This is a genomic window from Alphaproteobacteria bacterium (genome assembly GCA_030680745.1).
GTDB lineage: Bacteria > Pseudomonadota > Alphaproteobacteria > JAUXUR01 > JAUXUR01 > JAUXUR01.
Window position 1 is genome coordinate 1 of the sequence record JAUXUR010000034.1, and the last position, 25,589, is coordinate 25,589.

A 25,589-nucleotide genomic window follows, 5' to 3' on the forward strand; every position below is an offset into this window, starting at 1 on the left:
TAAAGGCAATCCATTCATATAGGATATAGCTGATTTTTCGTCTGTAACTTGAGTTGTTTGTTTAGGTGTCGTTGCAGCATTTGCTGTAAAATCGGATAAAATAGTTTTTGAGGTATCTTTTGAAGGATCGATATTTTGAGAAATATTGGTATCATGTGACGCATCTGTTGCCAATGGCTTTGCATTAATATCATTATGAACAGCCGCATCTAGATGTGGATCAGACGTATTTTGAGCATCGGCAACAGTAGTTGCAATTGCCGCATCAAACATGAATCTTTGCTCTAGCAATCGCATCGTCGTACGAGAAGATAATTTAGATTTTTTGCTATTTTGCAAATTAATAAAATCTTTTGGCATCTCAATACCTTTCAAAGAATACATTTATACTATAATTATACATCTAATTTGTTAGTTTTTTATTAAAAAAGTTATATTTTTATATGTTGTTACATTAATTCTTTATTAAGATTTATGTGATAAAACGCTAGACATGCAATTAAAAGAAACTTACAATGAATTAAATAAAATAATAATGTGGGAAGACTATGTTCAGCAAAAAAACCCAATTTGTATCAATCTCTTTTTTAAGCATTTTTTTAGCTTCTTGCTCCTTTCATACAAAACCATTTACGGAAGAAGATAGGCAGAAAAAAGTACTGAGTGATCGTGAAAAAATCAGAGAACATACACCGCGTCCTACAAAACCAATTACATTTTATGAAGCGCTTGCGCGCGGCATTAAATATAATCTAGATCATCGTGTTAAAACATTAGAAGAAGCTTATGCTTTAAATTTAAGCAATATTGCCGATTGGGATATGTTGCCGCCTATTACAACAAGTGCTGGTTATTCTAGACGTAGTAATGTGTTGGCTTCTAATTCGCAATCTGTTGCAACTGGACAACAATCACTTGAAACATCAACATCAACGGATAATAATCGCCGTTTATTTGATCTAGGTGTTCTATGGAATGTGCTTGATTTTGGTACTGCCTATTTTACTGCGCGTCAAAAAAGTGATGAAGCTAAAATTGCGCAATTAAGACGTCAAAAAGTACTTCAAAATATGGCTTTTGATATTCGCAATGCTTATTGGCGTGCTGTCACAGCTGAACTACTTTTAAAGGAAGTTGATCAAGTCATTGATCTTGGTTATGGTGCTTTAAAAAATGCAAGGCGTCTTGAAAAAGAACGCATACAACCATTGCCCATCAGTCTTAATTATCAAAAGATTATCCTAGACGCCATCAGCAAATTGTTTAAACAACGTCGTGAATTAGCAATGGCTAAAGCAGAGCTTGCTTCCCTTATGAATCTAGAGCCTGGCACACAATTTGAAGTTGAAACAATTCATAAAAAAAAGCTAAATCTTCCAGAAATAAATATTTCTGTAGATGCGCTAGAAAATATCGCTTTATTGCATCGCCCAGAAGTATGGGAAGAAGATTATAACAAACGTATCTCTAAAAATGAGATTTATAAATTATATACATCCTTTTTCCCCGGTATTAATCTTGAAGCAAGACGCAATTATGATAGTAATTCGTTCTTGTACAATCAGTCTTGGACAGACTTTAGTGCAAAACTTGGTTTAAATCTTTTCAAGATGTTGGCAACGCCGACCAGATTACGTGCTGAACGTCAAAAAGGATCGGTTATAAGCACAAGACGTTTAGCACTTTCAATGGCAATTCTGACGCAAATTCATTTATCGCTTGAACGCTATTCAATCGCTAAAAAAGAATATGTGTTCAGCAAACAAATTGATCGCGTTAATACAAAAATTGCAAGCATTTCAAAGAGCAAAGTTCAAGCTGAGCTTGAAGACAATTTGAAACTCATTGAAGATAAGGCATCCGAAATTGTTGGGCGCGTCAGACGATATGCTTCTTATACAGAGGTTCAAAATGCTTATGGACGATTGATTAATTCTTTGGGTGTTAATCCATTCCCTATGATTATTACAGAAGATTTGGATGAAATGACCAGATTGATTGAGTCTCATTTAAGTAAAACTGAGCTTAGGCTTGATGAACAAAGTCTTTTATCTTTTACCGTTAATCCCAATACAGCTTCTTAAAAAGGTGACAAAATGCGCTTTTATGTTCCACTGATTACTTGTATAGCAATTTTAGGCACATTGCCTGCTTTTGCTGAAGAAACACCCGTCAAAGACGCTAAAGAGCTGCGTGCTCTTGTTATTGCCAAGCGTGAAGCTACCATTTCTGCAGGCATTAATGGTAAAATTGACAAAATGGATGGCGATATTGGTGATCGTCTTAAAAAAGGACAAGTGATTGTCAGTTTTAATAATAGTTCTTATCTTGCTGAATATAATAAATCTAAGGCAGATCTTCAAGAAGCTGAAAAAATACATTCAGCTACTCAACAATTGCGCAAAAGCAATGCAGTGAGCATGATTGAGATTACAAAAGCCGAAGCAGGTCTTGAAAAAGCAAAAGCTGATTTACAGTTAAAACGCTATTATTTGGACGAATCTGTCATTCATGCACCTTATGATTGTCGTGTTACGAAAAGATTAACAAATGCACATGAAGTTGTGCCCGTTGGTACAAAACTCGTTTCAATTGTTGGTGATGAGGCTTTACGCATTCAGGCTTTAGTGCCTTCCTCAATGTATGCCCAATTGAAATTAAAAGATAAAATTTCAATTACACTTGATGAAACAAAGCAATCATATGTGGCGTCTATTTCACATATTGGCGCAAAAGTTGATCCTGCCAGCCAATCAATTGAAATAATAGCTGATTTTGATAAATATGATCCAAATGTTATTGTGGGGATGAGTGGCGCTGCAAAAATTAACTAATGAAGTGTGTTGACAATCGTATAGTCAACTAATGTACGGGACAATTTTTATATTATGTTAAAAATTTGCCTACACAACTCTTTTGCTTTCCTGAACGCCTTGAAGCAAGGCTTCGAAGGCAGATTCAGGATCCAGAAGGAAATACATGCTCGAAAGAGCATGATTCCTAATTTTTTAACATGTCATGATCTTTGATCATGAGTATTATCTGGACCCTGAATCTGAATTCGAGTCCTTTGGACTCTCATTGGTTCAGGGAAACTGTGGGTTGTTTGTAGATTTAGCTGAAACTATATTTTGTCCAGTAGATTGATCGACGGTAGATTCAGGATCCAAAAAGAAACACATGCACGTAAGAGCATGACTCTATTATATTAAAGCATGTCATGTTCTTCGATCATGATTATTCATTGGACCCTGAATTCGTGCTCGAAGCTTTGCTTCTTACCTGTTCAGGGAAACAATAATGGCGGGCAATTTGGTTATTCTTCTTAAGTCCGCCTTTTTTAGGTGGTGGGAAACGCGCAATGACGTATGGTGGTTGTCATTCTTTTTAGTCTGCCCCATCTAGGTAGTAGGAAACGTGCAATGACAAATCTATTAGCCTAATGGATAATACAATAATTTCGAGTTCGTGCTAATTAGGACGTGAGCAAATCGTGAAAGAATAAAAGATGAGTGACGCCGCACAACAAACACATCATATTGATCGGCAACATTTTGCGCTTGCTTTATTTATTCAGCTTGAACAAGAAAGTCGGCATGTTAAATCACTTCAAGAGCTTTATTTTTTAATCGCTAATGAAACGAAAAGACTTATACCTTATTACCAAGCTTTTGTTATTAATCATGATTTTTATACAAAAAAATATGAACTTGTTGCAATTTCAGGTGTTCCTGATTTTGAAAAGCACTCCCCTTATATTCGATGGATCAAAAAAGTTATTGCTGAAATAAGCGCTCAAAAAGATACTCACAAACCAATCATTATTACTCATGAAAATTTATCTGCCTCAATTTTAGAAGAAGGCAAAGAATGGTTTTTGGGCACTTTCACCTGGATTCCTTGTGTCGATAGACATCAAAAAATTCAAGGCGGTCTTTTATTAACACGTCTAGATAATAAATGGGAACAAAATGAGATAAGTCTTTTGGAACGGTTAGGCGATGCATATGCCTTTTCATGGCTTAGTTTACGTGGACATGAAAAAAAAACAAGAAGCATTTTTAGATTTTTACTTAAAAAAACATTCTGGATTATTTTTCTAATTCTTTTTGTGAGTATTTTTTTTATTCCTGTACCTCAATCTGCTTTAGCGCCTGCTGAAATTACACCCAAAGATCCTTTTATTGTGACGTCCCCCCTTGATGGTATTATTAAAGAATTTTTAATTGAGCCCAATACAATTGTAACAAAAGGTCAAATTGTTTTAAGATTAGATGATACAAATTTACGTAACAAATTAGAAGTTGCTAAAAAAAGCTATGATATAGCACTTGCTGATTATACTAAAACACGGCAACAAGCATTTTTGGACGAAAAAAGCAAAGCACAAGTCAATTTATTAAAAGCACAAATGGATGAAAAAGCAGCTGAAGTTAATTATAATCAAGAGCTTTTACAACGTGTTGAGGTTAAAGCTGACAAAGACGGCATTGCTATATTTTCGAATCCTTTTGAATGGATCGGGAAACCTGTTCAAATGGGTGAAAAAATACTTTTAATTGCCGACCCCCAAAAAATTGAATTAAACATAATGTTGCCTATTGATGAAGCTATTTCACTTAAAAACGGATCAGATGTTAAACTATTCCTAAACATTGACCCCATTAATCCATTAGAGGCAAGTCTTACTTGGGCAAGTTATGAAGCAAAACAAACACCTAATAATATTATGTCGTATCAGGTTAAAGCAGATTTCAAAAACCCAAATGACATTCCACGCATAGGTCTTAAAGGAACGGCTAAAATATTTGGTGATGATACCACTTTGTTTTATTATGTTTTTAGAAGGCCTATATCATCTTTTAGACGTTTTTTCGGCATATAAAGCTGCCCAGATTATGGCCAAATTCGTTGTCATGTATGCGCTTCCGATACTCATGTACTTAAGTACACGCCGTTTCGGTTCTCTCCTTTCCTAGACTTTGCCACATAATCTGGGCAGTTAGTTCAAGGATCTTGTAAGTAGTAATCTTTGACGCCCTCACAGCTTGAAAAAGGAAGGGTAAAAATGTTTTCGATGCAGCAAAGCCCTATGGAACAATTTTTGGGACAGAATTTGCCCAAAATCCGCGCTGATCTCGAAATTTATGATGGTCCAAAAGATATCGATTCAATGCCCAGTTGGACATTGCATGATCCATTAAAGCATCTTTTTTTTCGTTTGGGCTGGGTTGAGTTTCAATTTTTAGGTCTTTGGGGCGACAAAAAACCTCAAGAATTATGTGATGAAATTGAAAGCAAAACAACATTGCATCTTGAACCTGAACAGCTTTTTTATTTTGTTCAATTTCTATCTCAGAATAATTTAACGGAAAGATCTGATCCAGCGCTTAAAGAAAAATTTCTTGAATCCCTAGAAAAAAAGAAATCAGGTGTTTTTTGGTCATTGATTAAAAATTATTTATTTTTTAGGATACCGCTCGTTCATCCGTATAATTTTTTAAAAAAAACATTGCCTTATGTGCAATGGATTTTTACAAAACAATTCCTTTATTTTAGTCTTTCTATGCTTTTTGTTAGTCTTTATCTTATTTTTAGACAAATGGATCAATTTATTAATACCTTCATCTATTCATTCACTTTTGAAGGTTTTATTATTTACGGATTCGCCATCATCTTTGCAAAAATTATTCATGAATGTGGGCATGCTTATACGGCAACTTATTATGGGGTTAAAGTACCCACAATGGGCGTTGCTTTTCTTGTCATGTTTCCTGTGCTTTATACCGATACAACCCAAATTTGGAAAGTCTCAAGTAGAAAGGCACGCCTTGCTGTTGGTTCAGCTGGCATGGCTGCAGAATTGTTGCTTGCTATTTACGCGTCGCTTTTGTGGCAATTTACACCACCGGGCCCCATTCAAAGCGCTTTCTTTGCCCTTGCAACAGTAACATGGGTATTAACGCTTATTATCAATCTTAGCCCTTTTTTAAGATTTGATGGCTATTATCTTTTATCAGATTTTTTAGGTATCGAAAATCTACAAGGGCGATCATTTGGTTTGGCGAAGTGGCAAATGCGCGAATTTATTTTTCATTATGATTATCCACCACCTGAATATTTCTCGCCACGTATGCATAAAATTCTTTTAATTTATGCATATTGCACATGGATTTATCGTTTTTTCCTTTTTATAGGGATCGCCTTTCTTGTCTATTATTTTTTCTTTAAAGTATTAGGCATTCTTTTAATGCTCGTTGAAGTCATTTGGTTTATTTTACTGCCTATTTTAATAGAACTCGGAGTATGGTACAAAATGCGTCATAAAAGTAGATGGTCTTTAAGTGGTTTTTTTACTCTATGTCTTTTTATAGGAATAATCACTTTTCTTTTTTATCCTTTTCAAACAACAATTGATGCGCCTACTTTTGTCTATAATCCAAAAGCAACAACACTTTATCCCGAGATTTCATCACAAATAAAAAAAATACATGTTCAAAAAGGTGAATATGTCAAAAAAGACCAGCTTCTTCTTGAGCTTTCTTCGTTAGATCTAACATTTTTAAAAAATAAAACGAATGAAAAAATAAAAATACTCAAATATCAATTAGAACATCAGTTGTTGGATGAAGCGCGCGCTCAAAACACTAAAGTGCTTGAACAAGAATTTGAAAAAGCAATAACAGAATCAAATGGTTATGAAAAACAACTTCAACAAACTTTTATAAAAGCACCTTTTGATGGGTATCTTGCTGAATTTGACGACCACTTAAAAGAAAATCTATGGATTAATCCTAAATGGGCTATAGGGATTATCATCAAGCAAGAAAAACCTCTTTACGAAGCTTATGTTCATGAAGAAAATATTGAACAGGTAAAAAAAAGTAATAAAGCAAATTTTTACCCAGAAAATATTTGGACGCCTTCAATCCCTCTTAAATTAGTAGAATTCGATAAAACAAATACAAATCATCTTAATCGTGCAGAGCTTTCATCTCTTAATAAAGGAGATATAGCGATTGAAAAAGATGACAAGAACAAAATGGTGCCTACTAAAACTATTTATAAAGCCGTTTTTGAAGCTACTGATTCACAGCCTGCGCTTGCGCAAACACAACGAGGTACCATTAAAATTGAAAGTGATCCACATAGTATTATGGGCCGTGTTTGGAAAAATGTAGCATCCGTATTTATTCGCGAAAGTGGGTTTTGATGAATATGTTCGAATAATTTGAAAATACTTAAGGGGAGGGTTATCGCTCCCCTCCTACGCCCAGCGGATTGACCACTGGGTCAAAAAACCTTTAGTTTCTTTAATGTAATTTCTTAAACACATAATCATGCTGCCCTTCAATCATTTTAAAAGAACCTCCCTCCATAGGGATCAAAGTAAAACCAGTAAAAGGAGACATGATAAAACCTAATGTATTTTCACCATTTTTTTCTTCATGCATCATTAATTTTGTTTTATAAACACCCATATCAAAAATATAATTTCCTTGATCTTGCTTAATCTTAAATACGCCTAACTCATCGTTTTGATACTTTCCTAAAAAAGGTCTCATCCATTCTGCTTTAGGTTCAGATAATTTTTCTTTAAATTCAATGTCTTGATTATCAGATAGCTGTGAATAATGTTCAAGTAATTCAGATGATTTTTCATTCGTATCAAACCACAATTCAAGAATTTTACTACTGATATAATCATGTAAAAAATCGCCAGCAACCCCATTGGTTAATATAATAAAACCACATTTTTTATCTGGATAAAATCTTAGCATTGATTTAAATCCGAATGTACCACCACCATGACGAATACAGTTAATCCCTTTTGGCTTTGTAAGTCCCCACCCTAATCCATAATAACTATCATGACCTAATTTTATTTGAGGTATTCTTCGATACATTAAATTTTGTTTATCAAATATACGTTTTCCAAAAGGATTAATACCATTTTGTAATTCTGTTATCAAATAAAGAGCCATATCATGGGCGCTCGACCATATCCCTCCTGCAGGTTTTTGAAAATCTGAAAATTCATCGTCTTGCAAAGATAAGAATTGAACTTTTCCATCTATGGTTTTGGAATGGGGTAAAGCAAAATTTTCAATCGGCGTAAAAGTTGTTTGTATCATCCCCATAGGCTCAAAAACTTTTTCAACCATTAAATCACAGAAAGCTTGATCCATTGATTTTTTTGGATAAACTGCATGAGCCGACACATAGCCTACAGCTGTAATCATTTGATTGTTGTATTGAAATGTTTCCTTGGATTCAGTAGTCGGCTTTGTTGTTGCAAGCTGTTGAAATACATCCTTTGACTTATAATTTAAAATCATAGGTAAATCTTTTCTAGGCATTCCAGTACTGCCGCTTGCTAATTGCTCCATTACAAATGTTTTTGATAAAACATCATCATCTACTTGAAAATCTGGATATATTTCTTGAACTTTTGTGCACCATTTAAATTTTCCTTCTTCTATTAATTTTGCCATTAACAAAGTCGTCATGGATTTTGAAATAGAACCAATCTTCATTAAGGTGTGTTCATTTATATGATCTTGCTCACCCCATTTTTTAACACCATACCCTTTTTCGAAAACAATCTCACCATTTTCAACAATTGCAATTGATATGCCAGGCACATCTAGTTTTCTCATGGCTTGAACAATTGATTGATTAAATTGACCGATATTTTCTTTAATTGATTTAAGAGGTTTTGCCGTAAGATCCTCTATAATCATATCAGGAATTTTCAAGCTGCTTAAAAAACTTAAGATCTGTGAATTTCTTTTATGAACTGTAGCTGCAGGTCCTGATATCAGAAACGCCCAAATCGTGTCATTCTTTCTTTGGGCAAGCGCCTGAATAAATGTTTCTTTATCAGCCTCATAATTTTGTATAAGAAAAGCATCATAGCCAGAAGGTGAGGGTGGCTCCATTGTCTGCGCAATTTTGTGATCAAATTTAGGTATCACAGATTTCCAGGCGTCTTCAATGGCATGTTTTAGATTACTTCCTTTTGATTCAATCAAAAAAATGTTCATATCTTTTTCAGGAGATTCAAGTTTTATTCTTTTATTTTCTTGATCTAATTTCTGGATTTGAAATCCATCCGGAATTTGTAATGTGGCGCCAGAATTCATACTGATATTAGTTATCATTGTACTTGTCTCATTTGCTGGAGATGAATTTACTTGTATGTTTATATTGACATTTAATAACTGAAAAATAAAAGTTAAATTCCTTTTATTCCCCATTTTTATTCGTGAAAAATGGATTTTAATAAACAGATCGGTGATTAATTTAATTTTTTATGTCTATTAATTTCTTCATCGATGCGTCCCTGATATTCAGGTACAAGATGCTTAAGAGCTGTCAAAGATTTTTCTATATCATGGTGCAAACATTTTTCATTTAATTCATTAATAGCTTTATTTAGAATGGCATAATCAGGTGTCCGGGGAGAGGCAAGCATAATACCTTCAATAATGGTTTTATCAAGTGCTTCATCACCATAAAAAAGTTCTTCGAAAAGTTTTTCACCAGGTCTTAATCCTGTATAAACAATTTTAATGTCTTTGTTTGGCTGAAGACCAGCTAATGTTATCATTTGGTGTGCTAAATCAACAATTTTAACAGGTTCGCCCATATCAAGAACAAAAATTTTACCAATATCCGTTTTTGAATCTAATCCAATAGAAGCACCTTGAAGAACAAGTTCTACAGCTTCTCGAATCGTCATGAAAAAACGAATAATATCAGGATGGGTAATTGTTATGGGACCGCCTGCTTCCATTTGTTTTTGAAAAAGCGGTACAACAGATCCGTTTGACCCTAACACATTGCCAAAGCGCACAGTTATATAACGTGTTTTACATTTCGATTTCTGGACTTCATGGTCTAATGATTGGCAATAGGATTCAGCCAATCTTTTGGTTGTACCCATAATATTGGTTGGGTTAACAACCTTATCCGTTGAAATCATAACCATCGCTTGAGCTTGATATTTACGACATAAATCGGCAACGTTTTTGGTACCCATAACATTGGTTAAAATACCTTCCATGGGTTGTTCTTCAACAATAGGTACATGTTTAAGGGCTGCCGCATGAAAGACTATGTCTGGTTTTTCACTCGAAAAAATGGTTTCAAGTCTATTGAGATTTCTTACGTCTGCTAAAACAGAAATTTTAGATAATTGTTGATATTTTTCTTTTAGTTCTAAATCTATTGAATAAAGAAGATATTCTGATTGATCTAACAAAATAATATGTGAAGGATTATATGAACAAATTTGTCGAACAAGTTCACTGCCAATACTGCCACCTGCGCCGGTGATTAAAATACGTTTGCCATTAATAAGATGATTTAATCTTTGTGTATCAAGAATATTTTGTGGACGCCCTAAAAGGTCTTCAATAGCTACGGGACGAATTTGACGTGCCGCTTCTTCACCCGCTAAAAGATCTGTGATTTTGGGAAGTCGTGAAATCGGAAATCCAAAAGTTTCTGCTTTTTGAACAAGTAATCTTAATTTTGATCCTCTGAGCTTTTCATCGGCAATAATAACATGTTGAGGTTTATTATTATGCATGGCTAGACGTTCAATTACTTTGTCAAAAGATTCTATTGAGCCATAAACTTTAACATTACGTATTTGAAGACCAACATGTTTGGTGTCACTATCAAGAAGACCTACAACACGATAAGGCGCATTTTTGGAACGTGCCATTTCACGAATAAAAAGTTCAGCATTATCACCCACACCAATCAATAATACAGGAATTTTGTTGGATTTGTTTTCATTTTTAAAACGTCCGGAATCTTTAAGCAATCGATAAAGAAGCCTTGGTCCACTTAAAAATGCAATAAGAACAAATCCATTGGCTAAAAAGGAAAGTCTAGGATAATAGCCAAGGCCATTAATAAAAAACAATACGCAAACAAAAGCAGGAATTGCAAAAATAGAAGCCCAAAAGATTGCCGTTACTTCGTTAATAGAGGCATAACGCCAAAAACCACGATAAAGCCCAACACTTAGAAAAGAAAAAGTACAAATCATCATAAATAATGCAGTGTCTTCTATTAATTTAAGTGAGGCTATACTTAAAAAATTTTCGCCAAGACAAATGTAAAGAGAAACGATAAAAGAAATACCTGACATAATAATATCATGTAAGAGTGCAATCTGTGCGCGGGGAGGCATTTTCAATTTACCGAACATTTTTCTATCTTTTTTAGAGGCTAAACAGATTATTTATTAATACGAACTCGGCATTAAACTTATTAAAAATAGAAAAGTTCGTCGTTGCGAACCCCCCTCTTTTTTAGGGGGTGTGGCAATCCAGTCCTACAATCAACATTTGAAGCTTTTCAAATAGTTTTTTCTGGATTGCTTCATGGCCCCTTTTAAATTTGGGCCATTCGCAACGACGGAAACTCCACGTTTCATAATATAAGGTATTACCGAGCTCACGTTATTAAACTTAAAATAAACGCCTGGAATCTATTTTGCAAGATATTAATAACATCTATTCTATTTCTAATGAACGCGTATTTAAGTACTATCGCACAATTGGAACGTAAGCCGGCAATCTGTTTTCTTGCACCCCATGACATTCAACATAACCACCAGGAACTGGTGTTGGTAATGGCATTTCAGTCTTGCATCTTTCGTTGGCAAAAGGACAACGTGGATGGAATCTACAAGCACTCGGTGGATCTATAGGATTAGGCACTTCGCCTGCAACAGGCATACGATCACGACCACTCATATCCAAATCTGGGATAGTATCAAGAAGAAGACGTGTATATGGATGCAAGGGATTGCTAAACAAAGATTTTGAATCTCTAACCTCAGCCAATCGCCCTAAATACATGACCCCTACATGGTCGGATATGTGATAGACAACGGCCAAATTATGAGAGATAAAAAGATATGTAAGACCAAGTTCTTTTTGAAGATCGACCATCAAATTAAGAATTTGGGCTTGAACTGAAACGTCTAAAGCTGATGTTGGTTCGTCACATACAATAAATTCAGGTTTGCTAGCTAAAGCACGTGCAATTGAAATACGTTGTCGTTGACCACCTGAAAATTCATGAGGAAACTTATCACCATCAACTTTTGTGAGCGACACTAAATCAAGCAGTTCATTAACGCGTTTATCAATCGTATGATTATCACTAAGCGTTTTATGCGCACGAATGGGTTCAGCAATAATATCTTTAACGTGCCATCTTGGATTTAAACTCGCAAACGGGTCTTGAAAAATCATTTGCACATTTTTGCGTAATGTTCTTAAGGCTTTTGGTGAGTCCAAATTCGAAATATCATGACCTTTAATTTTAATTTTGCCATCTGTTGGTTCGTAAAGCCCTACAAGAAGACGCGCAATTGTTGATTTACCGCAACCGGATTCGCCAACAAGAGAAAAAGTTTCACCTTTTTGAATTTTAAAACTGATACCATCAACAGCTTTCAGAATTTGCTTGGGCTGTCCTGAAAAAACACGTGAAAGCCAAGGCGCTGAAACATCAAAATATTTAACGAGATTCTGAACATCAACTTCAGTTGTGGGCATTATTTTGTTTGTCATCAGAAATTACCTTGTTTTGTCATGGAGCCAACAGGCAGCAAGCGAGTCTTGCGCTGTCATTAAGTCGGGTCGATCATGATAACAACGTTCAAAAACTTTGGGGCAGCGCGGATTAAAACTACAGCCTGTAGGAATAGCGTTTAATCTAGGCATAGCACCATCAATTTGCGCTAATCTTTCAGCTTGGTGTCCAATAATAGGGATGGCAGCCATTAATCCCTGCGTATAAGGATGTTGTGGGTTTTTAATGACAGATGCAACAGGTCCAATTTCAGCAATACGCCCAGCATACATAACAGAAACACGATCAGCGGTTTCGGCAATGACACCCATATCATGCGTAATAAGCATAATAGCTGCACCATGCTCTTTCGACATGGTTTTAAGAAGACGTAAAATTTGTGCTTGAACAGAAACGTCTAAAGCAGTTGTGGGCTCATCTGCAATAATAAGTTTTGGATTGGCGCAAATAGCAAGTGCAATCACGACACGTTGACGCATACCGCCTGAAAATTGATGTGGATATTGTTCAAATCTTTTTTCTGGTGCTGGAATACCAACTTCAGTTAAAAGGCGTATCGCATGATCTTTGGCCTGCGCTTGATTCATGGGTAAATGCGTCATGATTGTTTCAACCAAATGAAATCCAACGGTATAAAGCGGATTTAAACTGGTTAAGGGATCTTGGAAAATCGCGCCAATCTTAAGACCACGTAAACGACGCATTTCCTCATAAGGAAGATTATCAATACGTCGATTTTCAAAAAGGATTTGACCTGATTTAATAAAACCTGGTTTTTCAAGCAAGCCCGTTAAGGCTGATCCCGTTAAGGATTTACCAGCACCAGATTCACCAACAACCCCCAAAATTTCACCAGGGGCCATTTCGAAAGAAATATTATCAACAGCGGTTAATTCACCATGACGTGATTTAAAGGCAATGGATAGATTTTCAACTTTTAAAAGAGCTTCTGTCATTTAACGCAACTTTGGGTTCAAGGCATCACGGAGCCAATCTCCGAGGAGATTAACCGATAAAACTAGGGCAGCAAGTGCTACACCGGGGAGGATAGAAACCCACCATTCGCCAGACAATAAAAATTCATTGCCAACACGGATTAGGGTTCCGAGAGATGGTTCGGTGGGCGGTAAGCCCACACCTAAAAATGAAAGGGTTGCTTCTGTAATAATGGCAAGGCCTAAATTAATGGTCGCAATAACAAGAACAGGGCTCATGACATTGGGTAAAATATGACGAATCATAATAAAGATTGGTGTTCTACCAATGACTCTGGCTGCTTGTACATATTCTTTTGATTTTTCAACAAGTGTCGAGCTACGTACTGTTCGTGCAAATTGCACCCAGCTTGAAAGGCCAATTGAAAAAACCATGACATAAATCGCTAAATTATCATGGGCGTCACGGGGTAAAATACCGCGAAATATACCATCAACAAGAAGCGCTACAAGAATGGCTGGAAAAGTGAGCTGAACCTCAGCGCAACGCATGATAATATTATCGACGGTGCCACCTAAATAACCGCTTAAAAGGCCCAAAAAGATACCGATGACCATTGAAAAGAGAACAGAGGCAGCACCTACAAGAAGTGAAATGCGTGTACCATATAAAATAGCCGATAATACATCGCGACCTTGATTATCGGTTCCCAGCAAAAATTCTTTACTACCATCTGGATACCAAGCGGGTGGCATCGATCCATTCATAAGATCAAGACTTGCCAGATCGAATGGATTATGAGGTGCAAAAATATTAGCAAACGTGGCCGTAACCACAATCAAAATAGTAACTAAAAATGCCAAGATTGTTACAGGCGATTTTCTAAAACTATAAAAAAGATCACTTTCAAAAAAACGTTTCATGATTATCACTTTACTATGTTGAACGCGCTACGACATTGCCAGTTTTTAATCTTGGGTCGACCCAAAAATATAATGCATCCACGATAAGATTAATAATAACAAAAATAAGCGCTACAAGCATTAAATATGCGGCCATAATGGGGATATCGACATTATTAATCGCTTGAATGAATAATTGACCCATACCTGGCCAATTAAAGACAGTCTCGGTAATAATCGCAAAAGCAATAATTGTCCCAATTTGAAGGCCTGTAATAGTAATGACAGGCAAAAGCGTATTTTTAAGGGCATGTCCAAAATAGATAGCGCTATTTTTAAGACCGCGCGCACGCGCAAATTTAATATAATCAGTGCGAAGTACTTCAAGCATTTCAGAGCGTACTAATCGCATAATCAGGGTCATTTGGAAAAGGCCCAAGGTAATGCTTGGTAAAATAAGCGCTTTTAAACCAGAAATCGTTAAAAATCCTGTTGACCAATATTTACCCAATTCGACAACATCACCTCGACCAAAAGGAGGCAACCAATGCAGCTCAACAGCAAAGATCCAAATCATAAGGATACCGATTAAAAAAACGGGCATTGATACGCCAATTAAAGACGTGGTCAGGAAAAACTTACTTAAAATACTATCTTTTTTAATACCGGTATAAACGCCCATAGGAATACCAACGCAAAGTGCAAAAAGAACAGCAACTAAGCTGAGTTCCAGCGTTGCGGGTAATCTTTCGGCAATAATTTCAGAAACTGGACGTCCGTGTCGATAGGATGTGCCAAAATCACCTTTTACAGCATCTTTTATAAATTTATAAAACTGAACATAAAAAGGATCATTAAGACCTAAAGCTTCTCGTAATTTTTCACGATCTTCCATGCTTGTTTGTTGTCCAACCATGTTATGAACAGGGTCACCTACGAAACGAAACATTGAGAATGCAATAATAGCGACAACCAGCATCACAAAAAGTGACTGTCCAATACGTCTTAACACAAAAGCAAACATCAAAAATCCATATGGTTCAAAAATTAATATTTTATACGGCGATAATTGTTTCAAAAACCTTCAAGTTTTTGTCATGCTCAACTTATTTTATTTATTAAGTTGAGGGTGAGCAAAGCGATTCAAACGAACGTATCATCTAGAAACACCGAACACGCCTTATCCTATTTTAAACAGAATAGGAGCTAGAATTAAACAAAAGTTTTATTATGTCAACATGTTTTTACCATTATTAAAATAAAATTATAAAATAATATGATTTTTTGGTTTATAATTTCATTTAATTGACTGTTGTTAAATTTATAGCGTCAAAATTGATAATTTACATCTTGTTTCTAAAGAATGTATTTTTTATCAAAGATACCAACATTAAAAAATTATTTACTTTAGTAAAATAACGATGTATTAATGATGAACTTAAAAAATAATATGTTAAATAGAAAGTTTGTTATGTTAAAAAAAGTTTATTTCTTTATCGTTTTCTCGTGTCTTTTTTTTAAATCTGTTGATTGTTTTGCAACTATTTACGATGTTGATGATACAGACATCATTATCAATGATAGTGAAAATCCGTTTGCTGATACTCGATTTTGTGGTTTTGAAAAATTTAAAGAATGGTTCGGATTTAATGCTAAGAAAAAAAACAATATTGACACTGAAAACTTAAAGCATCTAAAAAATGCTGTATCATTGTATATGAAATACAAAACAAGCAATGAAAAAGATTTACTTGATGAAGCGACTTGTCTTTTAAAAGATGGTGCGCAAAACGGATGTCCAAAATCAATGCAGTGGCTTGCCGATTTAAAAGTAGAGCAGGGTGATAATGCACCAGATGAAGAAAAAGAAAAATTTTATAATGATGCTTTTTCATGGTATATCATTTCTTTTTGGATGCAAATAATAAAAGAGGTTTACATAAATCAAGAAATAACATTGCCTTTGCCAATTATTTCAAAATTAGAAACACTTATTAAAAAACATAAATTTTCTAAAAATCGTTTAAATCATTTTAATGAAATTAAAACTAAAATGATTTGTTTTCCATCAACACTTTTTTCACATGAAAAAAAGAATTTTTATTCCAGACTTTCATTTATTTGTTATCACATTTGTTTGAATTATAAAAATAATAATTTTTTTGCTGATAAAAAATTATCCATATTTGTTTATAATTTTCTTGAATGGGTCTACACTGAAGGAGATCAGGGATTAAAAATTAAATGTGAGTCTTATTTTCAAGAGTTTGCGCTTATATTTAGAAAAAATAAATTTATTAATGAAAGCAATTATTTCTATCGGAATCCACCTTTAACTGAGGAAGAATCAGTTTGTAATTTAGCAAAAGCAATTATGAATAATCAAAGAAACATTGATCAGAATGGAAGAAGATTTAGAGAACAAGATAGAAATAAGATTGGATCCAAACTATTGTGGAAAACTAATTCAGTAACATTAAAACAACATATTATACAATTGATAGATCAAAATGTAATTCGTACCGATGTGTATGGTAAAAATATAACAAACAAATATGAATTAATATTAAAATTATGCTTAGAAATAAAAACACCTTATGCTTTGGATAGAATCGGAATGTTAATATGTGACAATCATATTAATATGATTAATAAAAAAAACATTACTAAAAACGAAAAATTTAATCTTGCTGCAGATTATTTTAGAAAATCAAAAGATCCTAATGCCATGTTTAATCTAGGGACATTAATAGGAGAAAAAAATGTTGATAAAGATGAGAATAATCAATTTATTCCTATCGATCAACGATTTGAAGTTGCGGCAAAGTTATATCGAAAATCAATTATTGGTCACCCTTTAGCTGATTCCGCGCCATTATGTAAACTTGCGACATTAATTCGCGAAAGAAAAATAAATACAGATCTGCAGAATAAATTAATTCCAGAAGGTGAACATTACGAGGTTGCAGCAGATTTGTATAGACAATCAAAATATGAACCACTTTCTTTAAGTTATCTTGGCTGGCTGATTCATCAAGGTCTGATTAAAAAAGATTTGAATGGTATGGATATACCACAAGGTCAGGAATATGAAATTGCGGCAAATTTATATAAACAGTCAAAAAATGTGCCATTTTCTGTATTTAGATTTGGACATCTTATTTTTACAGGCTTGATTACAAAAGATATGGAAGGTATTGAAGTTCCTGAGGAACAAAAATATGAAGTTGCAGCACGTTATTTCAGACAATCAAACAGCGAGCCAGAGTCTGTCTATATTCTTGGACAGCTTATTGAAAATAAGATAATTAAAATGGATTTAGAGGGCCATGAAATACCAGAAGGTAAACATTACGAAGTTGCTGCAAACTTATACAGAAAATATAAGAATGAGCTTAGCCTTTATTCGTTAGCAAATTTAATTTTTATAGGTAAGATTTTAACTGATTTTAATAATAATCCGATTGTATCTGAGGCTGATAAAAATAAAATTATGATTGATTTGCTTTTAAAATCAGATACACCTGATGCGTATTATTTGATTGCTTTAGTAAAACTTATACCATTAAAAGAAAAACAGATAGAAGTTAGAGAAGATGCTGTGGAAGTTATAAAAGAAGCTATGGACTATTTAATGAAAGCTTCCATGGGCGGCGTAGAAAATGCTACTTCTTGTTATGAAATATTGAAAAATACATTACCACATCCTATTTTAGACGATACAAATCAAAGTGATGAAATTGTTTTTAAAGAAAATAAGACCGTCGACGATACTGATAATAATGAGAAAAATAAGACTAATATTGAAAATCAACAATTAAATAATAAGAAATCTTCACTAAAAACAACAACTGATACTTCTCTAGACGAACCATATGAAGAATTAAGTTTGTTACAACGAAAAGAACTGAAAGCACTTAAAAAAAAGCAAAGAGAAAAAAATAACAAAGATCAAAAGAACCTCTTTAGAAAATTTATAACGGATCAGATCTTACAACACGAAAAACGATTTTTGGTCTCACCATCAAAAAAAAATATATATTCATTTAACAACATGAAAATTAAATTTGATATAAGGGCACAAAACCAATGGGTACAGCTAAATGAATATGAACGTCATAAAGTGTCTGAACTTATTGCCGATATTAAAATAGGAGGAAATCTTGGAAGGGTTGAAAAATTAAAAGATTGTGAATTATTTTCTAGAAAAATTACAAAAAGTGATAGACTTGTATATCAGATAGAAAGTAATAATGATGTTACCATTTTGTCCTGTAAAGGGCATTATAATGATTGATCTGCCCTATTAACGTGAACTCGTAATTAACCTTATAGGAACCTAGGGTTTCCCTCGGCGAATCCCTACCCATAAAAAAGAGTGGGGGATTCGTAACGATAAAACTCTTTATTTTTTATCACCAATAAGTTGAACGTAACGGCCTTGATAAAGAGTGAATCCTAATTTTTGTCCTGTTTCAACGGATATGTAAGAATCACAATGATACAAAATAAAGCGTTCTGATCCTATCGAATTCACATATTTTTTAACTATAGTTGCATTTTCGTTTTCGTTAAAATTTGTATTCCATATTAATTTTAAAAGATCAACATCTAGCATTTCTCGATTTATAAAGGGTAATGATTTTAATGTTAGCCCACTCAAACAAAGTTTATACTGATGATCTTTAAGATATTGTCTAGCAGATAAAAAAGATCCAATGTCAGCATATACATCAGCAAGATCAACTTCGATAACTATTGTACCACGTGTAGAAGCTTTAATATTACGGTCAAAGCGCATAAATTGAGACGATAATATTGTTTCAACACTAAGATTTAAACAAAAAGCTGAATCAAAAATTTTTTGACCGCTTTGTTCTAAGCTTGAAAGAATACGTTTGTTTAATAATCTTGTGAGATACCTAAAAAGCCAAAAATCTGACGTGAGATTTGTTTTAGGGATAACTTGTTTTTGAAAATCTGGTAATGAAACATAAAATTCCCGTAAAATTGTTTTTACAATTTTATTGTTCATGATAACGCAAATTGGTTGTTGCCGTAAAAAAGTACTTAGATTAACGTTTTCAAGTGCAGTTTCAAGCTTTTCAAGCTTACCAGGTGTTAATGGTTCACGTGCTATGTCTTCCTTAAATTTATTGCAATAAGCGCCAAGACCAATACGTTCCAAAATATTTTGTGCAAGAAAAAAAACATCATCGAAATCTACTAATAAATTATAAATCTTATATATATCGACAGATGCAAGAGAAGACGTTTCTGAAGAATTTCCAAATATATCTTTAAGTTTAAGGGCAATTTTTTGAACGTCATCGAGTTCAGTTAAATGAAAAATATAAAAAAGATCGCCGCTTCGAAATTTAAATAATTTAGAATCCGTATGTTGTGTAAATTTTTCAAAAGTACGTAATCCCACTTGATAGGATTGAGAATTAATAGGGTCTTTAATAAGTTTGGATAATCTTATATGAAGACCCCCAAATCCTTTGCATTCCTTGATTGATTGAAGATGATCAATAAATTTTATTTCGTCATAACTTGCTTCATTCGGTGAAGTTTTAGCATTTGCAAACATTTTTTTTACTTAACTTTGATGTTTATGAGTACGTCTTTTCATGCCTTTTGATCCGAAGCCAGCTTTGCTATTTGCCCATAATCCGATTCTTCCTGCTTTTGCTTTGTCTTGAAGATCAATAAGTTCAGGATCATGTCCGAATTTTTTGGACATCCAGGCATGACCATTTTTGATCATCCAGGCATTTACATTAATGTCGTCTATAAAAGCTTTTACAACTTTTTTATTTGTAGAATCGCTGCTTAAAATTTGATAAGTAATATTTTTATTATCGATTAATTCTTTAATTGCCTTAAGAGATTCTGGTCCATGGGGTTTATCAAGGTAAGGTGTATTGATTTCAGCGAGTCTTAAGACGTGCTCTTTGCCAGCATCATCTTTAACGGAGAAGCTAACGCTATTATGTATGGTTGAAACTTTACCATGATGAAGTTTTACTTTTTTGATATTATCTTTTTTTTCGGATTCAGTTGGTGCGGGTTGAGGAAGTGCCGTTGCTGCGTGTTGCTCTTTATTTTCCGGTTGTGTCAAAGGTTGTGTTTCAGCCGTTGAAGGAATCGGAGAATCTTCTGCAAAAACAATATGATGAGTAAGTAAAAATAAGAAAGTTGTTAATAATAAGGCAGTTAGGCGCATTTGATTCCCCGTGTTTTTTTAATTTTGGCTAAATAGCGTTTCTTATTAGTATTCTACAAGGGGTTTCAAATTTTACAAGGTTAAATAACATGTTAGATAATATTAATTGATGTTGGTTGAATCCAAAAATTAGGAAAAATTAATTTAAAATTTTCAGCAGCTTTTTTTGCATCTTCAATCGATGAATATAGTCCAAAACAAGTTGCGCCACTGCCTGACATGCGTGCTAAATGGCAATTTGGATCAGATTGAAGTGCCTCTAGGATGCTTTTGACCTCAATGCATATAATTTGAGCGGCATGCGTTAAATCGTTCTGCATAGGCTTTAGCGAGGTAATAAAGGATGCTAAGTTTTCAGTTTGGGGCAATTGACAGGGCTCTGAAAAAACGTCTTTGCGTGTTTTAAAAGCTTCAATTGTTGAAATTGATTTTAAAGGATTAATTAATAAGATAGGCATATTAAAAGACAGATGAAAAGGTTCAAGATGCTCACCAATACCTGACATAAGACAAGGTTTTTGAAAAAAGCAAACAGGTATATCCGCCCCTAAATTTAAAAGAAATTCAGGCCAATTTTCAGGAAGTATTTTAATTTGCCAAAAATTGAGCAACATTTTAAGCAAAGTTGCAGCATCTGATGTGCCGCCGCCAATACCCGATGAAATAGGCAGGTTTTTTGTTAAGGTAATTTCAACATTTAGTTCTTTTTGAAAGAGTTTTGCTGCTTTTTGAGCGGCTATAATTATTGAATTTTGTTTTGGATAGGGCAAATCCTTGGCAAAAGGACCTTGTATGTTAAATATTAGGTGCATTGCAGGTTTAAGTTCAATCAAATCGCCAAATTCTGTAAAAACGACAAGACTTGATAATTCATGATAGCCATTTGGTCTTTTGTTTGTGATGTGCAAAGATAAATTAATTTTTGCAGGTGCCACGTATTTTAATAACATTTAATGTTAACCTATTTGTTTTATATAAGTATTCATATCAGAAGATAAAAAAAACGTAAATACTGTTTTTCTTTTCTTCACAAATAATTAAACAGAGTGTATAGTCAGTAAGACTTCCCTTTATTGAATGTCTTAATTTAAATTATGGAGATATAAGTGTCTAATATCATGAAGAAAATTTCTTTTTTAAGTCTATCACTTGCGTTATCGAGCGCTTTATGTTCAGCAAAAACAAATTATGAAGAGCTTGTAACTTTTTACAAAGATTCAGCAAACAATAATTTAATTAATGATAATATTCTCATTGCTGGTTGTGATCCTTCAATTGAGTATGATTTTTCTATTGCAGGCAATAATTTTTATTTTGATTACCCCTTTGGTTTTGCTGATAATATGGATGTAATCGAAGATGGTTTTGCTTCAATGAATTCAAAAATAGCAAGAATTTTTAGGAATGTGTCAAAAGGTGGTAATCTTAATGAATCATTAACTGAAAATCTTAAAAAAGAATTCAAAATTACTGCGCCTAAGATTCTTGAGCAGATTTCGCAGAATACGGCAAATATTGAGGCAATTCAATCTGTTTATAAAGATGCAAGGGACAATGCTGGTGAAATTATTTTGACAGCACAAGAAAATCCTGAACAACAAAAACAAATAATTCTTGATGGAATTATGCAGGTATCTGAAAATTTAAATCAAAAATACAATATAAGCACTTTAGCAATTCTCAACAGAAGTAAAACTATAAGACGTTATATTGCACAAGAAGCTAAACGTAGTGAAGAAAAAGCACTTTATGCAAAGCAATATGCACAATTCAAAGAAGAGCATGCAGCAAAAATTGCTGCAGTTAGTCAGTAAATATAAAAAAAGGGGCGTTGCGCGCCCCTTTAAGTTACTTAATTTGCCGTTAATTTCTTTTTATCCATGTCTAGTAAACGCATAATATTATTATCATGTTCATACACATCATCATAAACATGCAATACTTTATTATGATCTACAAAGACAGTTGCATACATAATATGAACATCTATGGAGCTAGGCAAATTAACAACGTTGGTGTTGCTGCCTTGCATTGCGGCTTTTACTTGGGTGAGATTCCATTTTTGACTATCAGAAAGAACGAAATTGGCAAGGACTTCAGGATCTTTAACACGAATACAGCCAGAGCTTAAGGTTCTGACATCTTTATCAAAATTTTCACGGCTTGATGTATCATGTAGATATATATCGTAAGGATTGCTTATTGAGAAACGAATTTTCCCAAGTGCATTATTCGATCCAGGCATTTGAACCAGTCTATAAGGAAAATTAGATGGCGATACATTTGCCCAATTAACTGAATGCGGATCAATTTCACCACCTTTGGCAGAAGAAACGCGCATCCGATAGAAACTAAAGAAATTTTGAGGATCTTCTTGTATTTGAGGTAAAATATCGCGTGCTGCAATTCTAGGGGGCACTGACCAAGTAGGGTTAAATTTAACGCTTGTCATGGGCGCGCTAAAAATAGGTGTTTCACGGTGTTCATTGCCGACAATTACTCTTTTCTCAAAGGCTAATTGATCATTGTCATAAGCATAAAGCATAAAACCAGGGACATTTACCAATATATTTTTTTTGCTTGTGCTATGGGGTAACCAGCGCCATCTTTCCATATTAATTGCAATTTTTTTCAAAATATTCATTTGAGGACGATTAAAAGCTGCACGTGTAACTGGATTTAAAACACCATTAGCGCCTAATTGATGACGTTTTTGAAATTTTTTTAATGCATCTCGCATCGTTTGATCAAAAATTGTAGGTGTCAAACTTGGTTCTTCAAGGTCACCTTTTGCCAACAGATGATCATGTAGAAGCTTGATTGCTGGATCATTTTTATTCAATGTAAGATTTGAAATTGCAGGAATAGGTGGCAATTGATCTACTGTATGATGTTCCTTTTTAATCAATATTTCACGTAATAATTTATAACCAGCATGCTTTGGCGGAAGTCCTGCCACAAAAGACGAAAAATCATTTGTTTTTAACCCTTCGGTTAAAATAAGACGTGCATCTGGTTCCGGTGCTGCTTTTGTTCTATCTTCGTTTGTTTTGCGTAATTCACGACGTCCATAACTTACATCAACAATATATTGCATAAAGGCTGATGTTAAACGAACATCTAATTGACTTTGTTCTTGAGGATTTTGTGAAGATATTTCAAGTGGCAAAAGATGAATCACATAATCTTGCGGAAAAAGGCCTTCATTTTGCGAATGATGCAATGCATCTAATGCAATTTTAGCCTTAGTATTCCATTGATTCTGCTCAATCCAAACAGGTTGGTATTGGTGTGCTGCATAAAATTCTGAAACAAAATTCGGATTAATATCCATAAAACTTGCGAAAGACTTATTTGAATCTGTTACGATTTCTCTTATGTGTGAAACACCTTCATTAACAAGTGAAGCGCTAACTTGTGCAGATTGAAATGCCGTTGCATTTTGAACTTCTGTTTTTTCAGGAGAAGAAGCTGCACCTATCTGAGTAGCGTTTTGGTCAATTTTGACAATCTCATTTTGAGTTTCTGTATATCCAAAGGATGAAAGGCCCAAACATAGTGCAAAAGAAATTGTAAAAGATAGTAGAATTTTTTTGGTCGTCATGAAAAACACTCCCAGAATTTTCGAAGTAAGAAACTTGCATATCGTTAAATGCTATTCTAGCTGAGAGTGTCGCAATCGTAAAGGTCTTGTATTGAGCAGAGAATCAGAAGGGTTGCTCAAAAGGAGGTGATTGAAATTTCACTTTTTCTTCTTCAGTAATTATAGGTTGTGGCTGTGGTGCCATTTGAGGGCGTTGCACCCTTAATTTTGTTTGCGGCTGAAGAAATTGAGGTTGTTGTGGTGATGGTTGCGTTGATGGTTGTTGCATGATTGGCTGTATCGGCGGTTGCTGCATTGATGGTTGTTGCGTGATTGGCGGCATCGGAGGTTGCTGAATTGATGGTTGTTGCATCATTGGCTGCATCGGTGGTTGGTGTATTGATGGTTGTTGCATGATTGGTTGCATCGGCGGTTGATGTATTGATGGTTGCTGAAATTGCATTGCTGGTTGTATTTGGGGCTGTATTTGTGGTTGCATCTGATTTTGATATTGAAAGTTTTGTCGCGGTTCTGAAGCTATTTCAGCATTTATTTCGTTAACGAGGCGCATATAATGTTCACCGTGCTGCAATAGATTTTCTGCCAACACACGATCACCACTTAATGTTGCATCGCGTGCAAGGGCTGCATATTTTTCAAAAATTTGATAAATAGTGCCGCGAATGCGCACATCAGGTCCAGAGCTATCAATATTTTGGTTCCGAAGGGATTGGTGTGAGCGAGTGGTCCCAGAATTTACGGTAGGTCCTTGTCCCGATTGTCTTGACATGGGTCTTCTTGGGTTTGACATCTGTTGTTTTGGGTAATGTCCATTGTTTTGATGCTGGTTTGTTTGTTGTCCAGTGCTTTGGTAATGTCCATTATTTTGATAAGGCGTATTAGGTTGATCTCTGTGTTGTGTATTATGTTGGCCATTAGGATAAGAAGGCGAACTCATTTGTTGAGGGCCTGCTGCCGTTTGTTGGGGATTATTCATAAAATGATGTGGTGTTTGATTTCTTTTATCGTTTCTAATCATTGTAACTTGGTGCATCCTATGTAATGACAGCTGGCATTTTGCCGAGTTGGAATTTTCTTTCAAAAAAAGTGACAGATCACCTTATATACGGCGCAATTGTTAAAATCAGTTTTTAAGAAATGATGATATTAGGCTATGTTTAATGATATTTCATTTTGCCTTTACTTATAGAGTAAACTTTATTGCACATTCTTCCAAGTGTTTTTTTTGTTTGATCGCAATTTTTTGTATAAATTCTCATTTTGCAATAAAATGTGCAAGCAAAATTTGTCGAGT

At 34.3% G+C, this 25,589-nt stretch carries 18 protein-coding genes; 6 read left to right on the plus strand and 12 right to left on the minus strand.

Annotated features, from left to right (window positions below):
• The coding region (locus Q8L85_03050) for a hypothetical protein (protein MDP1723659.1) at positions 1-360 on the minus strand (360 nt) is incomplete at its 3' end.
• Between the two features lie 188 nt (positions 361-548).
• On the opposite strand from Q8L85_03050, the gene Q8L85_03055 reads away from it, so the two are divergent.
• The 4 genes from Q8L85_03055 (at position 549) to Q8L85_03070 (ending at position 7,213) form a co-directional block, all read left to right on the plus strand.
• The gene (locus tag Q8L85_03055) at positions 549-2,084 is read left to right on the plus strand and encodes a TolC family protein (GenBank protein MDP1723660.1); all 1,536 of its coding nucleotides are present in this window, start codon (positions 549-551) and stop codon (positions 2,082-2,084) included.
• Positions 2,085-2,096: 12 nt separating this feature from the next.
• A complete protein-coding gene (locus Q8L85_03060) occupies positions 2,097-2,834 on the plus strand; it encodes an efflux RND transporter periplasmic adaptor subunit (GenBank protein ID MDP1723661.1) in 738 nt (245 codons plus the stop codon).
• 674 nt (positions 2,835-3,508) lie between these two features.
• Entirely contained in the window at positions 3,509-4,885 is a 1,377-nt protein-coding gene (locus Q8L85_03065; protein ID MDP1723662.1) for an HlyD family efflux transporter periplasmic adaptor subunit, read from the plus strand.
• Between the two features lie 147 nt (positions 4,886-5,032).
• Positions 5,033-7,213 (plus strand): biotin/lipoyl-binding protein, encoded by a 2,181-nt coding sequence (locus Q8L85_03070; protein MDP1723663.1) that lies wholly within the window; start codon positions 5,033-5,035, stop codon positions 7,211-7,213.
• Between the two features lie 100 nt (positions 7,214-7,313).
• Here Q8L85_03070 and Q8L85_03075 read toward each other — a convergent pair whose 3' ends face one another.
• The 6 genes from Q8L85_03075 to Q8L85_03100 all read right to left on the minus strand — a co-directional run bounded on the left by Q8L85_03075 (position 7,314) and on the right by Q8L85_03100 (position 15,486).
• A complete protein-coding gene (locus Q8L85_03075; GenBank protein MDP1723664.1) occupies positions 7,314-9,164 on the minus strand; it encodes a serine hydrolase domain-containing protein in 1,851 nt (616 codons plus the stop codon).
• A gap of 137 nt (positions 9,165-9,301) precedes the next feature.
• Positions 9,302-11,227 carry a nucleoside-diphosphate sugar epimerase/dehydratase gene (locus Q8L85_03080; GenBank protein ID MDP1723665.1) on the minus strand — a complete coding sequence of 642 codons (1,926 nt, stop codon included), beginning with the start codon at positions 11,225-11,227 and terminating at the stop codon, positions 9,302-9,304.
• A gap of 340 nt (positions 11,228-11,567) precedes the next feature.
• The gene (locus tag Q8L85_03085) at positions 11,568-12,602 is read right to left on the minus strand and encodes an ATP-binding cassette domain-containing protein (GenBank protein MDP1723666.1); all 1,035 of its coding nucleotides are present in this window, start codon (positions 12,600-12,602) and stop codon (positions 11,568-11,570) included.
• Positions 12,603-12,608: 6 nt separating this feature from the next.
• Positions 12,609-13,580, minus strand: coding sequence for an ABC transporter ATP-binding protein (locus Q8L85_03090; protein ID MDP1723667.1), 972 nt, complete (start codon positions 13,578-13,580; stop codon positions 12,609-12,611).
• Positions 13,581-14,483 carry an ABC transporter permease gene (locus Q8L85_03095; protein MDP1723668.1) on the minus strand — a complete coding sequence of 301 codons (903 nt, stop codon included), beginning with the start codon at positions 14,481-14,483 and terminating at the stop codon, positions 13,581-13,583.
• 13 nt (positions 14,484-14,496) lie between these two features.
• Positions 14,497-15,486, minus strand: coding sequence for an ABC transporter permease (locus tag Q8L85_03100; protein MDP1723669.1), 990 nt, complete (start codon positions 15,484-15,486; stop codon positions 14,497-14,499).
• 447 nt (positions 15,487-15,933) lie between these two features.
• Between Q8L85_03100 and Q8L85_03105 the strand changes: the two genes are divergently transcribed.
• Positions 15,934-18,759: a type II toxin-antitoxin system YoeB family toxin gene (locus Q8L85_03105; GenBank protein MDP1723670.1), complete on the plus strand. Its 2,826-nt coding sequence runs from the start codon at positions 15,934-15,936 to the stop codon at positions 18,757-18,759.
• A gap of 108 nt (positions 18,760-18,867) precedes the next feature.
• On the opposite strand, the gene Q8L85_03110 is transcribed toward Q8L85_03105, so the two are convergent.
• The 3 genes from Q8L85_03110 to Q8L85_03120 form a co-directional block, all read right to left on the minus strand.
• Complete coding sequence (locus Q8L85_03110; protein ID MDP1723671.1) at positions 18,868-20,055, minus strand: hypothetical protein; 1,188 nt, start codon at positions 20,053-20,055, stop codon at positions 18,868-18,870.
• A gap of 9 nt (positions 20,056-20,064) precedes the next feature.
• Complete coding sequence (locus Q8L85_03115) at positions 20,065-20,691, minus strand: thermonuclease family protein (protein MDP1723672.1); 627 nt, start codon at positions 20,689-20,691, stop codon at positions 20,065-20,067.
• Positions 20,692-20,783: 92 nt separating this feature from the next.
• Complete coding sequence (locus tag Q8L85_03120) at positions 20,784-21,641, minus strand: 4-(cytidine 5'-diphospho)-2-C-methyl-D-erythritol kinase (protein MDP1723673.1); 858 nt, start codon at positions 21,639-21,641, stop codon at positions 20,784-20,786.
• Between the two features lie 156 nt (positions 21,642-21,797).
• Between Q8L85_03120 and Q8L85_03125 the strand changes: the two genes are divergently transcribed.
• A complete protein-coding gene (locus tag Q8L85_03125) occupies positions 21,798-22,505 on the plus strand; it encodes a hypothetical protein (protein MDP1723674.1) in 708 nt (235 codons plus the stop codon).
• Between the two features lie 38 nt (positions 22,506-22,543).
• Here the strand turns inward: Q8L85_03125 and Q8L85_03130 are convergent, their stop codons facing one another.
• Together Q8L85_03130 and Q8L85_03135 are read right to left on the minus strand one after the other, a co-directional pair.
• Entirely contained in the window at positions 22,544-24,295 is a 1,752-nt protein-coding gene (locus Q8L85_03130; GenBank protein MDP1723675.1) for a L,D-transpeptidase family protein, read from the minus strand.
• A gap of 103 nt (positions 24,296-24,398) precedes the next feature.
• The gene (locus Q8L85_03135) at positions 24,399-25,313 is read right to left on the minus strand and encodes a DUF4167 domain-containing protein (GenBank protein ID MDP1723676.1); all 915 of its coding nucleotides are present in this window, start codon (positions 25,311-25,313) and stop codon (positions 24,399-24,401) included.
• Between the last annotated feature and the right edge of the window lie 276 nt (positions 25,314-25,589).